A 12,912-nucleotide genomic window follows, 5' to 3' on the forward strand; every position below is an offset into this window, starting at 1 on the left:
GGTATCGGGGTTGGGGGTGGGCCCGCAGTCGGGCCTCAACCGTCCCCGCCAGGCACTTCCGCCTCGCCCGGCTCGGGCAGCTTGCCGAGCTCCAGCGGGGTGCCTTCAGGCGCATCGGCGATCGCGGCGACCAGCTGCTTGGCGCGCGCCGCCGCCCAGCCGCCGTGGGGATTGGCGGCCACGGGGGCAAGGATGGTGCGGGCATAGGCAATCTTGCCCTCGCCGATCAGCATGATCCCGGTATTGACCTGCAGGCCGTGATCGAAGGGCGCGAGTTCCGCCGCTCGCTCCAGCGCGGCGCGGGCGTTCTCGTTCACCTTGGCACCGCTTTCGATCTGGGCGCGGTAGAAAAAGATCAGCGGGACCGGATGATCGTTCTCGCGCTTGTTGAGCGCGACGAAGGTCTTCACCGCCTCGGCAAAGGCGGCGCTGCGCTTGTCGCCGGCAGCCTTGGACGCCAGGCGAAACTGCGCGAAGCCCTTCTGGACATAGGCATTGGCGCGCGCGGGATCGCGGGCGAGCGCGGCATCGGCCGCCGCGATCGCTTCGGCATCATTGCCCGCATCATACTCGGCCTCGGCCAGCGCGGTGAGAACCCCGGCATCCTCGGGGTATTTCGCTGCCACCCGGCGCGCCTCGGCAACCAGCGTGGCGGCTTCCGCATCACCCACCCCGCGCTGCGAGCGGATCTGGACCGGCATGATCGCCGCTTCGCCAGCCGTCAGCGGGCGCTGGGTGATGGTGCCGGTCGAGAGCTTCTCGGGCGTCAGCTTCACGCTCATCATGCGCGCCCGGCGATAGCCGCGCAATTCGGCCTCGAGCTTGTCGAGATCGCCGAACGCGGCCTCTGCCGCGGCAAGCGAGGATTGCCCCTGCGCCACGCCCACCTGATATTGCGCCAACTGGCCCGCCCGCGCATCGGAGAAGGTCAGGTAGTGATACAGCAACCAGGCATAGCCGTAGAACGCATCGCGGCGCTTGCCCTCATCCTCCCGCCGGTAGGGCGCCGCATCCAGCAATTCGCGAAGCGGCACGGGCTCGGCATTGAACAGCTCCGGGCCGCGATGCTGGGCCGCGCGCCCGATCAGCACGCTGCCGTCGTCATTGAAGCTCGCCGCCGCGAAAAACTCCGCCGCGCCTTCGTTGACCCAGCGCGGCATGGCAAAGCGCGATGAGCCGATCAGAAAGTGGTGCGCATATTCGTGAAGCAGGATGATCGTGGAGAAATCGGGGTAACCGCTCTTGTTCGTGATATCCTGCACGAAGGCGCGGCTTGCCCCGGCGCGCGGGATGTAGAAGCCGCCGACCCGGCGCTGGCCGCCCGCCAGTTCGCGCACGGCATCCCGGCCGCCGACCACGTAGATCACCACGCGGTTGGACGGGCTGGGCTTGTCCGGCGTGCGCCCGAAAACGAAGGTCATGGCGCTGTGGTAGCGCTCGAGGTTCTGTGCAAACCGCTCGATGACCCGTGCGTCGTCATCGGCGTAGATCACGAAATGGTCGCTCGACACCTCGTGCCAGTCGGCCAGAGCGGGGGTTGCGACCATCAGCAGCGCGGCGCCCGCCGCGGCCCGCAGGATACCGGTCATGCTCATTCCGCACCTTTTCTCGCGCAAGTCCGTGCGTCTGCCGCACCGCGCCAAGGTGTAGCCGATCCCGTCCGCCGCGCCAGACTGTTTGCGACGAACTGCGTTTGAAAAGACTGAAAAATTCAGCCCGGATGCGGGCGCGTGTCCTCGAGATATTGCCAGATTCGGCTGACCACCACCGATCCTTCGCCGACCGCGCTCGCGACGCGCTTGACCGAGCCTGCGCGCACGTCGCCCACCGCGAAGATGCCCGGCGCGGTGGTGGCGTAGTCGTCCGCCTGACCCGCGGCCGCGCCGGTGAGGACGAAGCCCTTGGCGTCGGTTGCGGCAAGGCCCGAGAGCCAGTCGGTGTTGGGCGCGGCGCCGATCATGATGAAGAGGGCACGGGTGTCGATCCGCCGCTCGGTGTCCCCGGTCTTGAGCGTCAGCCCCTCGAGCCAGGTCTCGCCGTGGAGCGCGGTGACTTCGGAATGGTAGTGGATTGTGACGCGCGGATCGGCCTCCAGCCGCTGCGACAGGTAGCTCGACATCGAGGCCGCTAGGCTGCCCGATCGCACCACGAGGTGGACGTGGCTCGCGGCGCGGCTGAGATACATCGCCGCCTGCCCCGCCGAATTGCCGCCGCCGATCACCACCGCCTCGGTCTTCGAGCAGAAGCGCGCTTCCATCTCGGTCGCCGAGTAGAAGATGCCCGCGCCTTCAAGCTCCTCGAGGTTCTCCAGCGGCAGCCGCCGATATTGCACGCCGGTCGCCACCAGCACCGCCCGCGCGCAGAGCTCGTCGTCGTCGTCGAGGGTGAGGCAATAGGCGCCGTCCTCGCGCCGGCTCATGGCTTCGACGCGGCGCGGCATCACGAAGCGGGTGCCGAACTTCATCGCCTGCACTTGCCCGCGCCAGGTGAGATCGGTGCCGCTGATGCCGGTGGGGAAGCCCATGTAGTTCTCGATCCGGCTCGACGTGCCCGCCTGCCCGCCCACGGCGGTGTCCTCGACCACCAGCGCCTCGATCCCCTCGGAGCCCGCATAGACCGCCGCGGCTACGCCCGCGGGGCCACCGCCGACGATCACGAGGTCATAGGTCCGGCGCGAGCAGATGCTGAGGTCCATGCCCAGATATTGCGCGACCTTGCGCGGGGTGGGGTCGTCGAGCCGCGTGTCGGCACCCACGATCACGCCCGGCTCGTGGCCCATCAGGCTGCACAGGCTGGCCGTTTCGCGATCGGTCGCGTCCATGTCGTAACTCTGGAACGGGATGCGGTTGCGTGAAAGGAACCGCTCGACCGCCTGAACCTTGGCATCGCGGTCGGCACCGATCACCTTGATCGTGTCGTTGCGCGCTTCGAACTGCCGCCGCCGTCGTGCGGCGAATACCGTGATGAGGTGGTCGCTGAGTTCGGGAATGCGGCTCATCAGTTCGAGCACGCCTTCGCGCGGCGCTTCGATCACGCGGGTGTCCATGCTGGCGCGCATCCGCATGATGTTGGTCGCCCCGCTGAGAAATCCGATCTCGCCGAGGAACTGCGTCGGCCCGAGCGACGATTTGAGCAACCGTTCGCCGGTGTAGGGATCGGCAACCTCGATATCGCCTTCGAGAACGTAGATGAAACGATCCATCGGCTCGCCGATTTCCATGACGATGGAGCCGGCGGGATAGAACTTCTCGCCCCCGATCGCGCAGATTGCGTCGACATGCTCGGGCGAGAGCGGCACCCTGCGCATGGTTTCAAGGTCTTGTCCTAGTGTTTCCATGAGGCCCTCCTGCGCTGCGCCGGTTGCAAAATGGGGTCGGGATAGCGGTTTGCAACGCGCCGCGATGCGCGCGGATTGCTGCATTCGGCCGGGGGTTCAGTCTTCCGCGGTTTCTTTTTCCTCTTCAGGCATTTCGCGCGCCATCGCCTCATCTTCGGCTGTACGTGCCTTGCGGTATTCCAGCAGCTCCCGAGCCCGCTCGCGCACCGCCGGCTCGTTGCAGCGTTCAGGGAGCGTGGCGGCCGCGTCCGCTTCAATCCGGTCGGCGCAGGCCGCCCCGGCGAAATCCGCGCTCATCAGGTCGAGCGGGGTCGAGGAGGTGTCGCCCGCGTCGATCACCTTGCGCAGCGCTGCGGCCTGAACCAGCAGGAAGCGGCGGCTCTCGGCGTTCTTGCGAACCGCATAGTCGGCCTTGCGATCCTTCGGCACTTCCACATCGAGCGCGGCGAGCGGCAGGCTGTCCAGCGCCGCGCGCGCGGCATCGAACTCGCCGAGCTCGCGCCGGGCATTGGCGAGGCGGAAGCGCAGGAACAGGGTGTCGAGCTTGTCCGCCTCGGGCGCGATCCTGTCGGCCGCCTCGGCAAAGGCGCGCTGGTACCGGGCCTTGAGCGCCGGGTCCCCGTCCGCCTCCCAGCTTGCCTGAAGCAGCAGGAAGGCCGCAGCGGCGCGGTCATCGGGCTCCAGCCTTGCAGAGAGCCACGAGGCGCGGAAATACTGCGCCTCGCCGCGCAGCGCCTGATATTCGGGCGAGGCGACCAGCGCGGCGAGCGCCGGGATCTCCTCGCGATTGAACTCGCGGTAGACCACCAGTGCGTTGGAGGGGCACTCGGGCATGGCGAGCGGGAAGCGCCAACTGCCATAGGGCTTGCCGTCTGGCCGCTGGCCGAAGACCGTGTAGCTGGCGGTGGTGGTGTAGGTGAATTTCTCGCCGCCGACCGGGCAGGTTTCCTCGGTGTCGTAGGCTATTCCCGCATGTGCCGGTGCGGCCAACGTGGCGACGGCGAGCGCCGCAACTGCGCACGCGCGCTTCACGCCTTGGCTCCCGCGATGTAGCGGCTCACCGTGTTGGCCATCACGCTCAAGGGCGCGTTGCCACCCAGCACCACGGCGGTGTTGAAGCCCTTGAGGTCGTATTTCGCCCCCAGCTCGGCCTGCGCCCGGGCGCGGTTCTTGACGATCTCGGAATGGCCGATCTTGTAGCCGCAGGCCTGCCCCGGCCAGGAGCAGTAGCGATCGACCTCGCTGGCGACCTCCTCGACCTTCGAGCCGTTTTCCTCGACGAAGAACTGCCGGCCCTGTTCGCGCGTCCAGCGCTTGGCGTGCAGGCCCGTGTCGACCACCAGCCTGCAGGCGCGGAAGGCGAGGGACTGGAGGTATCCCAGCCGCCCGACCTTGAATTCGTCATAGGCGCCCAGCTCGTCGGCGAGCTGTTCGGCATAGAGCGCCCAGCCTTCGGAAAAGGCGTTGAAGGCGAGGATCGAGCGGATCAGCGGCAGGCGGTTGGAGAACTCGCCTTCCCACACATGGCCGGGAATGCTTTCGTGGAAGGCAAGGTCCGCCAGATCATACTTGCGGTGGAGATCGGTGGTCCTGAGATTGATCCACATCCGCGCCGGGATCGACCCGTCCTTGCTGCCCGCGCCGCCGTAAGCCCCCGGCGCGCCCGGCTCCTCGGCGAGCGGCAGGCGGCGGACTTCGAAAGGCGGGTCGACCAGCCGGTTGAAGGCGCGCGGCATCTGCGTCTTGATCCACCCGACCCGCTCGTTGATGAAGGCGAGGATCTCGGCGCGGCCCTTGTCGCCTTCGGCAAACTGGTAACGCGGATCGGCGCTGAGCGCGCGCATGCGTTCGCCGACCGAGCCCTTGGTGTAGCCGATCTCGCGCAGGATCGGGTCCATCCGCGCGTAGAGCGCCTTCAATTCGTCGAGACCCTGCTGGTGGATCTCGTCGGGGGTCAGCCTCGTGGTGGTCGAGGCGCGGATCGCCCAGTCATAATAGGCCTCGCCCTCCGGCTGGGCCCACATGCCGGCCGCATCCTTGGCGGCGGCGCGCTGGACCTTGAGCTCGGCGAGCTGGCGCTCCAGCGCGGGGACGATGCCGCTCGCGGCGATGCGCTCCGCCTGCGCGGCGGCGGTGTCGGCGCCGGCGATGCCGCTCGCGGCGAGCGGCCCGGCATAGCTTTCGCCCGCCGCCGCGATACTCGCCTCCATCTGCGCGATCGCCTTGTCGAGCAGGAAGGCAGGCGGCACCAACCCTTGCCCGCGCGCGTCCCTGATCCGCTCGAGCTCGCCGTCGAGCAGCGCGGGGACTTCGGCAAGGCGGGTCATGTAGGGGCCGATGTCCTCGGGGCTCTTCAGGGGCTGGCTCGAGCCGAAGAAGCGCGGCAGATCGATATAGCCGCCGACGTTCTGGATCACGACATAGGGCGCATTGCGCCAGCTGCCGACCGCGACGTCGCCATAGGGCTTGGCCATGCCCTCGAGCGCGCTGGCAAAGGCGGTCTCGACCACCTCGAAACCGATCTGCTGGTCGCTGGTGAGGCCGTCCTTGGGGTAGGCCTTCACCTCGGAGACCAGTTCCTTGAGCGTTGCGGCATAAGCCGCGCGGCCCTCGGCCCCGCCGGTGCCGAAGGTCGATCGCCACGCGGCATATTCGCCGGTGTCCACGCCGAGGCCGGTGGCGCGGCCCGGCTCGTGGGCAAGCATGGCATAGGCCACCCGCTCGAGCGCCGCGTCGGGCGCGAGGCCCGCGAGCGCGGTGCTCTTCGCAGTGCTGGCGGCCGCGGGTGCCGGCTTGGCGGCGCAGGCCGGCAGCAGGGCAAGGGTGGAGGCGCCCGCCAGCCCGGCAAGGGTCTGGCGGCGGGTGATTGCGGCGGTGCTCTCTCTCATGCCCGCGAGGTTAGGCGGCGGCTGTCGCCCAAGTCAATGCGGGGCGCGGGCCGGCCGGCTCAGTCGGCGAGCATCCCGCCGACCTTGCCGCCCTCGAGCGCGAGCAGGTTCAGCACCGCGTGATGGAGCGCGATGTTCTGCTCGGCCGTGCCTTCGTAGCCCTCGATGCCGAGTTCGCCCGCGAGTTCCTTGCGGTTTTCGAAGGAGGGATCGAGGCCGACCAGCTTCATCAGATCGACGATCGAGGTCTGCCAGTTGAACTTGTCCGCATCGGGCAGCGCGCCGATGTGGGCGTGGAGCTGGGCCTCGGTGAGCGGCTCGGGCTCGGCAGGCGCAGCGGGGGCAGCGGCGGGCGCGGGGGTGGCGGCAGGCGCAGGTGCGGGCGCGGCGGCTGCCTTAGTCTCGCCCCAGATCGCGTTCTTGATCGACGTGAAAATACCCATCATAGCCTCCCTCGTGCCGCTGGTTCGCGGTGATCCATACCGAGGCTAGGCCCGCGATGTTCCCCCGCCGTGACGCGCATGTGACGCCATTGTCGCAAGGGTCTGACAAACCGGAGCGAAGTATAACGCCATGACCGACATCGTGCTCGCCATCGTCATGCTGGCCGCCTTCGCGCTGGTAGCCGGGGCCTTCGTGCTGTGGCGGCGCACGGGCCAGACGAAGAACCCCGCGCTGATGGTGCTGCTGGCGGTGATCGCGGTGGTCAACGTGCTGATCTGGACGCTGCCGACACCCGGCGGCAAGGCGCCGATCGAGCAGGTCAAAGAGGCCGCCGGAGAGGGCTAGGGGGTAGCCCTCCCCGGCGGCAAAGCACTCCTATTCCGGAATCCGCCAGGTCACCGAGCTAGACCAGGTCCCCGCGACCGGCTTGCCGTTGCTGTCGCGCGCCGCATCGAAGCGGGCGCGCTTGCTGACGAGGTCGCAGGTCGCGATGTCGAGCGCCGCATGGCCGGTCGAACGGGTGATGCTGCACCCCGTCACCTTGCCGCGCGCGTCGATCTGGAGCGTGAAGCGCGCGGTGCCCGAAAGCTCCTCCTGAATCCAGCGCGGGCGGTAGTCGTCATTGGTCACCCAGTTGCCGGGGTTGCCCTTGGCCTTGGCGCCGACCGGATCGTAGAGCGATGCGGGGGTGGCGCTGGTGCCGGGGGTGCCGATCACGATCGGGCCCTCGGTGACCGGAGTCTTTGGGCCCAGGTCGATCGGCCCGTCGAAGATGATTGGCGGATTGATCGGCGGTATGGGCGTCACGGGACGATCGATCACGGGGGTGGTGGTGGTGGTGGTCTTGGTCTCGGCGCGCGGCTTTTCGTCCACAGGCGGCGGGGGCGGCGGCAAGGGGACTTCGGCGATCGGGGTCGCCGTGGGATTAGGCCGCGGGGGATTGGGGGTCACCGTCACCGCGAGGCCGACGATAAGCAGGGCGCCGACGGCACCGGGAATGGTCAGCGCGCCCGCGAGCGCGGGGGCATTGGGGCGGCGACTGGCAGAAGCATAAGTCATGCAAGAGCTCCTCTCTCCATCAATGTGGGAGCGGTGGCCGGAGCACCTTTCGCAAGCATGGCATCCCGGCCCCGCTCACTTGCGAGAGTACTATGACTTTTGCTAGGCGCGAAGATATTTCACGTTGTTTTTCAAGACTGTATTTTTTTCAATCATTTCAATAGAGAAATGGAGTGTTTGGGTGCGAACGCGCGTCCGCGCGTTCGTCCTCGGCGCTGTTCCTCCTCTACGCTCCGGGCGCCTGGGGGCGGCCGGTCGGCCTGGCGGCCCGTCCTGCGGCGGGCCGGACCAGCGCGAGTCGATTGGGAAGCAGTGATTTCGGTCGCGCTAGCGACCGCAAGCGCGACCGCGCGCCCGCAGCGGAAGCGAAGCTGAACCGCCGCAGGCGGGACACCCGGCCTCAAGGCCGCGTGAGCGAGGATTTCGCGTCGCGGATGCGATGCGGAACACAAGATCGCACCGAGGACGTGCCCGCGGAGGCGGGCGCGCTTATTTAATCGGGCAATCCGGCGAGAGGCGGAAATCGAGGTAATTGTCCACCGAGCGCATCAGTTCTTCGAGTTCGTTCTCGAAGAAGTGGTTGGCGCGCGGGATCTCCTCGTGGTGGATGGTGATGTGCTTCTGGGTGCGCAGCTTGTCGACCAGCTTCTGCACCGCGCCCGGCTGCACCACCGTGTCGGCCGCGCCCTGCACGAAGATGCCGCTGGCGGGGCAGGGGGCGAGGAAACTGAAGTCGTACATGTTGGCGGGAGGCGCGACCGAGATGAAGCCGCGCACTTCGGGGCGGCGCATCAGCAGCTGCATCCCGATGAGAGCACCGAAGGAGTAGCCCGCGATCCAGGTGCTCTGCGCCTCGGGGTGGATCGACTGCACCCAGTCCAATGCGCTCGCCGCGTCGGACAGTTCGCCCACGCCGCTGTCGAAGCTGCCCTGGCTGCGCCCCACGCCGCGGAAGTTGAAGCGCAGCGTCGCAAAGCCGCGGTCGGCGAAGGTCTTGTAGAGCCGCTGGACGATCCGGTCGTTCATCGTCCCCCCGCCTTCGGGGTGCGGATGGAGGATCATCGCCACCGGCGCGCGCGGGCGCGGGGGCGGGGAGAAACGGCCTTCGAGACGGCCCTCGGGGCCGGGAAAGATGACGGACGGCATCGGTGAACCCTAGATCATTGTGCGCCAGCGCCGGGTGGCGCCGAAAATTGTGCGGCCTATATAGGGTCACTCGCGAAAACCGCAATTTCTTACGGGGACAAGAGCCATTCCGGAACGGGTCTATCTCGACCATGCCGCCACCTCCCCCCTGCGCCCCGAGGCGCGGGCGGCGATGGAGGAGGGGTTTCGCCTGTGGGCGAACCCTTCGAGCCCCCATGCCGAGGGCCGGAAGGCGAGGCACCTGCTCGAGGATGCACGCGAGCGGATTAAGCGGGCACTGGAGTGGAGTGGGGAGCTGATCTTCACCAGCGGCGCGAGCGAGGCGCTGTGGATCGCGCTGAACCGCGCGAAGGCCAAGCGCCGGATCGTCAGCGCGGTGGAGCATGATGCGGTATTCCGCGCGGCGCCGGATGCGACCGTAATTCCCATACCCGCCTTCGGCGCCGAGCCCGACTTCACGGCGCTGGCCGAGGCGCTCGGCGAGGGTGGGGCGATCTTTGCGCTCCAGTCGCTGAACTCCGAGACCGGGACGCAGATGCTCGATGCGCGTTCCGAGCACAGCCATGACCTCGCGCGCCGGGTGCGCGAGGCGGGCGGGGTGGTGCTCGCAGATTGCTCGCAGAGCGCCGGCAAGCTGCCGCTGCCCGATGCCGACATGATCGTCGTCAGCGCCCACAAGTTCGGCGGGCCGATCGGAGTCGGGGCGCTGCTGGTGTGCGACTTTGCGCTGCTCGACCCGGTCGGCGGGCATGAACGCGGTTATCGTCAGGGCACCGAAAACCTGCCCGGCGCGCTCGGGATGGCCGCCGCGCTGGAGGCGGGCGGGCTGGAGAGCTGGGCCACCAGCGAGGGCGAGCGCCTCGATTTCCGGCAGGCGGTCTGGGCCGCGGGCGAGGCGATTGCCCTCGGTCCGCAGTCTTCGCACATCATCGCCGTCGCCCACCCCACCATGAGCGCGCAGTCTCTCCTGATCCGGCTCGACGCCATGGGCTTAGCGGTATCGGCCGGTAGCGCGTGTTCCTCGGGCACCTTGAAGAAAAGCCGCGTGCTCGATGCTTTCGGCGTCCCCGACGATGTGGCCGCGCGCACGATCCGGGTGAGTCTCGGCTGGTCGACCACGCCGCAAGAACTGGAGCGGTTCGCCGCGGCCTGGGAGTCGCTCGCATGATCTACCTCGACTACCAGGCCACCACCCCGCTCGCCCCCGAAGCGCGCGAGGCGATGCTGCGCTGGCTCGGCGGGCCGGAGAGCGACAGCTTCGGCAATCCCCATTCGCCCCACCGCATGGGCCGCATGGCCGCCGCCGCGATCGAGACCGCGCGCGCGCAGGTCGCAGCGCTGTTCCCTCCCGGGGGCACAGTGATCTTCACCTCGGGCGCGACCGAGGCGATCAACCTCGCGATCAAGGGTATCGCGCGGGGCGACGGCACCAATGCCATCGCGGTCTCGCCCATCGAGCACGCCGCAGTGCTCGATTGCGGCCACGCCATGCGCGACACCACCGAGATGCTGGTGCTGCCGGTCGACGGCGACGGTCTCGTCGCGGCGGATACGGTGATCCCTGAGGGCATGCAGCTCACCGCCCTGATGCAGGTCAATAACGAGATCGGGACGATCCAGCCGGTCGAGGAATTGGCGGAGGCGGTCCATGCTGCGGGCGGATATTTCCTGTGCGATGCGGTGCAGGGCGCGGGCAAGCTCGCTCCACCCGCCAATGCCGACATGATCGCGGTTTCTGCGCACAAGCTCCACGGCCCCAAGGGCATCGGTGCCTTGTGGGTGCGGGACGGGGTAGGGCTCTATGCCCAGACCCATGGCGGCGGACAGGAACAAGGCCTGCGCTCGGGCACGCTCTCGCCCGCGCTGGTTGCGGGCTTTGGCGCGGCGGCAGCACTTGCGGCTGCGCGGATGGAGGAGGATGCGGCCCATGCGGCATCCCTGTGGCACCGCGCGCGCGACCTGTTCGACGGCTGGACCCTGAACGGCAGCGCCGAGCATCGCTGGCACGGCAATCTCAACATCCGGCGCGATGGCCTCGACGTCGCCCGCCTTATGAGCGACTGCCGCCAGATCATGTTCTCCGCCGGTTCTGCCTGCGCCTCCGGATCGGGCCGGCCGAGCCACGTGCTGCGCGCCATCGGGCTCACCGACGCCCAGGCAAAGTCCTCTATCCGCCTCGGTTTCGGGCGCTATACCAGCCTTGCTGAGCTCGAATCCGCCGCCGCCACGATCAACGCCGCCGCAAGGGAACAAGGCCTGTGAGCATCGCCATCACCTTCATCGACCCGAGCGGCAAGCCGGTCGCCGCTACGGCAGAAGCGGGCGACAACCTGCTGCGCGTAGGTCAGGCTGCAGGGCTCCCGCTCGAAGGCACCTGCGAGGGGCAGATGGCGTGCTCGACCTGCCACGTGATCGTCGCCGCCGAATGGTTCGACCGTCTGCCGCCGGCGGCCGAGGAGGAAGAGGACATGCTCGATTTCGCCGCCGGTGCGCGGCGCACCTCGCGTCTGTCGTGCCAGATCGAGCTGACGGCGGAGATGGACGGCCTCACCGTCACCATCCCCGCCACGAGCGCCGACGCGCGCAAGATGTAGGCGCGCGCCGTCGCCGTTCAGTCGGCGGGCACCATGTCGAGCGCGGCCATCAGTGCCTGGGTGAAGGCGGGGATGTCGCCGGGCTTCCGGCTGGTGATGAGATTGCCGTCGATCACCACTTCCTCGTCGACCACCGCAGCGCCCGCATTGGCGAGATCGGTGCGGATCGAGGGCCAGCCGGTGAGCGTGCGACCCTCGATGAGCTGCGCTTCGGCCAGCAACCAGGGCGCATGGCAGATCGCCGCGATCGGCTTCTGCTCGGCGTCGAATTCGCGGATGATCTCGATCACCTTGTGCTCCATGCGCAGGATATCGGGGTTCATCTGCCCGCCGGGGAGCAGCAGCGCGTCGTAATCCTCGGTTGCGACGTCGCCGATCACCAGATCGACGCCGACGCTCTCGCCCCAGTCCTTCTGGTCCCAGCCCTTGATGTCGCCGGGCTTGAGGCTGGCGAGGGTGACCTCGGCCCCGGCCTCTTCCAGCAGGCGCCTGGGTTCCATCAGTTCGGACTGTTCGAAACCGTCGGTGGCGATGATGAGGACGCGTTGCATGGGGCTCTCCTGTTGGATGGGTGCCCCGGGACTAGTCCGCCGCGTGGCCCCGTGTTCCGCCCGGCACGGCAGAGCGCGGGGCCTGCGCGGCGAGCCGAGGATCAGGAGGCCTTGGGCGCCTCGGCCGCTGGCGCGGGGCTGGCGGCAGCGAAGCGGCGACGCACCGCGCGCTGCACCCACCAGCCTGCGCCGAGCGGCAACGCCACCGCGCCCGCGAGAATCAGCAGCGCCGCAATCACGCCGAAGATGGAGCCCAGCGATCCGAGTGCGCCCTTTACCGGTCGCAGGAAATTGCCGCCCGCACCCTCGCCGGTCTCGTAGCGCACGGTGACGCGGCTGTAGGCGACGCGGCCGCCCATGTCCCTGAGCCAGCTCTTCGCCTGATCGACCTCCTCGTTGACTTGGGCGAGGCTGCGTTCGGCCTCGACCAATTCCTCGACCTTGCCCTTGCGGGTGCGCAGCACATCCGTCAGCCGGTCGCGCAATTCGGAGCGGGCGCGCACGCGGGCCTCGGTGTCGACGATCTGCTTGGAGAGCTCTTCGGAAGAGATTTCGGCCGAAACCTGTTCGGCCCCTGCATCGAGCGCCTCGTCCTCGAGCAATGCGCCGAACGCGCGGGCCTGGCGCGTGGCGACCGCCATTTCGAGCACACCCTCGACCTCGCTGTCCTCGGCGCCGGTCTTGGTCATGCCGATGATCTGGCAGGTGGCCGGGCCTTGCTGCTCGCACAGCAGGGCGTGGCGGCGCTGGAGCGAGCCGATTTCGGCCGCCTCCAGCTTCCAGCGGTAATCATACTCGTAGGCCAGCTGCGGGAGGCTGGTGGGGATTTTTTCAAGCTCGGGGAGCGCCTTGCCAGCCGCATCGGCGCGCGCGGCGGCAGCGGGCGGGGCGGG

The 12,912-nt window shown here is 68.4% G+C and carries 13 protein-coding genes; 4 read left to right on the forward strand and 9 right to left on the reverse strand.

The window, feature by feature from the left end:
* Positions 1-35 precede the first annotated feature (35 nt).
* The 5 genes from AX708_RS12935 to AX708_RS12955 form a co-directional block, all read right to left on the reverse strand.
* Complete coding sequence (locus AX708_RS12935) at positions 36-1,589, reverse strand: hypothetical protein (protein WP_066526366.1); 1,554 nt, start codon at positions 1,587-1,589, stop codon at positions 36-38.
* Positions 1,590-1,711: 122 nt separating this feature from the next.
* Positions 1,712-3,337 (reverse strand): cyclic nucleotide-binding domain-containing thioredoxin-disulfide reductase, encoded by a 1,626-nt coding sequence (locus AX708_RS12940; protein ID WP_066526322.1) that lies wholly within the window; start codon positions 3,335-3,337, stop codon positions 1,712-1,714.
* 96 nt (positions 3,338-3,433) lie between these two features.
* Positions 3,434-4,369 carry a hypothetical protein gene (locus AX708_RS12945; RefSeq protein ID WP_066526325.1) on the reverse strand — a complete coding sequence of 312 codons (936 nt, stop codon included), beginning with the start codon at positions 4,367-4,369 and terminating at the stop codon, positions 3,434-3,436.
* Positions 4,366-6,225 carry a DUF885 family protein gene (locus tag AX708_RS12950; RefSeq protein ID WP_066526335.1) on the reverse strand — a complete coding sequence of 620 codons (1,860 nt, stop codon included), beginning with the start codon at positions 6,223-6,225 and terminating at the stop codon, positions 4,366-4,368. Before AX708_RS12950 ends, AX708_RS12945 begins: the two co-directional genes overlap by 4 nt.
* A 59-nt stretch (positions 6,226-6,284) precedes the next feature.
* The gene (locus AX708_RS12955) at positions 6,285-6,668 is read right to left on the reverse strand and encodes a DUF3597 family protein (RefSeq protein WP_066526370.1); all 384 of its coding nucleotides are present in this window, start codon (positions 6,666-6,668) and stop codon (positions 6,285-6,287) included.
* Positions 6,669-6,798: 130 nt separating this feature from the next.
* Between AX708_RS12955 and AX708_RS12960 the strand changes: the two genes are divergently transcribed.
* Complete coding sequence (locus AX708_RS12960; RefSeq protein ID WP_066526338.1) at positions 6,799-7,014, forward strand: hypothetical protein; 216 nt, start codon at positions 6,799-6,801, stop codon at positions 7,012-7,014.
* 30 nt (positions 7,015-7,044) lie between these two features.
* Here AX708_RS12960 and AX708_RS12965 read toward each other — a convergent pair whose 3' ends face one another.
* Both AX708_RS12965 and AX708_RS12970 read right to left on the reverse strand, forming a co-directional pair.
* Positions 7,045-7,728, reverse strand: a complete 684-nt coding sequence (locus tag AX708_RS12965) for an energy transducer TonB (RefSeq protein ID WP_066526342.1) — start codon at positions 7,726-7,728, stop codon at positions 7,045-7,047.
* Between the two features lie 489 nt (positions 7,729-8,217).
* Complete coding sequence (locus tag AX708_RS12970) at positions 8,218-8,874, reverse strand: alpha/beta hydrolase (protein WP_066526344.1); 657 nt, start codon at positions 8,872-8,874, stop codon at positions 8,218-8,220.
* Positions 8,875-9,046: 172 nt separating this feature from the next.
* Between AX708_RS12970 and AX708_RS12975 the strand changes: the two genes are divergently transcribed.
* The 3 genes from AX708_RS12975 to AX708_RS12985 are packed head-to-tail and all read left to right on the forward strand — an operon-like array spanning position 9,047 to position 11,468.
* Complete coding sequence (locus tag AX708_RS12975; protein WP_233999657.1) at positions 9,047-10,042, forward strand: aminotransferase class V-fold PLP-dependent enzyme; 996 nt, start codon at positions 9,047-9,049, stop codon at positions 10,040-10,042.
* Positions 10,039-11,136: a cysteine desulfurase family protein gene (locus AX708_RS12980; RefSeq protein ID WP_066526350.1), complete on the forward strand. Its 1,098-nt coding sequence runs from the start codon at positions 10,039-10,041 to the stop codon at positions 11,134-11,136. Before AX708_RS12975 ends, AX708_RS12980 begins: the two co-directional genes overlap by 4 nt.
* On the forward strand, positions 11,133-11,468 hold the full coding sequence (locus AX708_RS12985; protein WP_066526351.1) for a 2Fe-2S iron-sulfur cluster-binding protein: 336 nt from the start codon (positions 11,133-11,135) through the stop codon (positions 11,466-11,468). Before AX708_RS12980 ends, AX708_RS12985 begins: the two co-directional genes overlap by 4 nt.
* Positions 11,469-11,485: 17 nt before the next feature.
* Here the strand turns inward: AX708_RS12985 and AX708_RS12990 are convergent, their stop codons facing one another.
* Positions 11,486-12,019, reverse strand: coding sequence for a type 1 glutamine amidotransferase domain-containing protein (locus tag AX708_RS12990; protein WP_066526356.1), 534 nt, complete (start codon positions 12,017-12,019; stop codon positions 11,486-11,488).
* Between the two features lie 101 nt (positions 12,020-12,120).
* A partial coding sequence (locus AX708_RS12995) for a DUF4349 domain-containing protein (RefSeq protein ID WP_067490208.1) occupies positions 12,121-12,912 on the reverse strand: 792 nt, incomplete at its 5' end.

It is taken from the genome of Erythrobacter sp. CCH5-A1, assembly GCF_001557115.1.
GTDB lineage: Bacteria > Pseudomonadota > Alphaproteobacteria > Sphingomonadales > Sphingomonadaceae > Erythrobacter.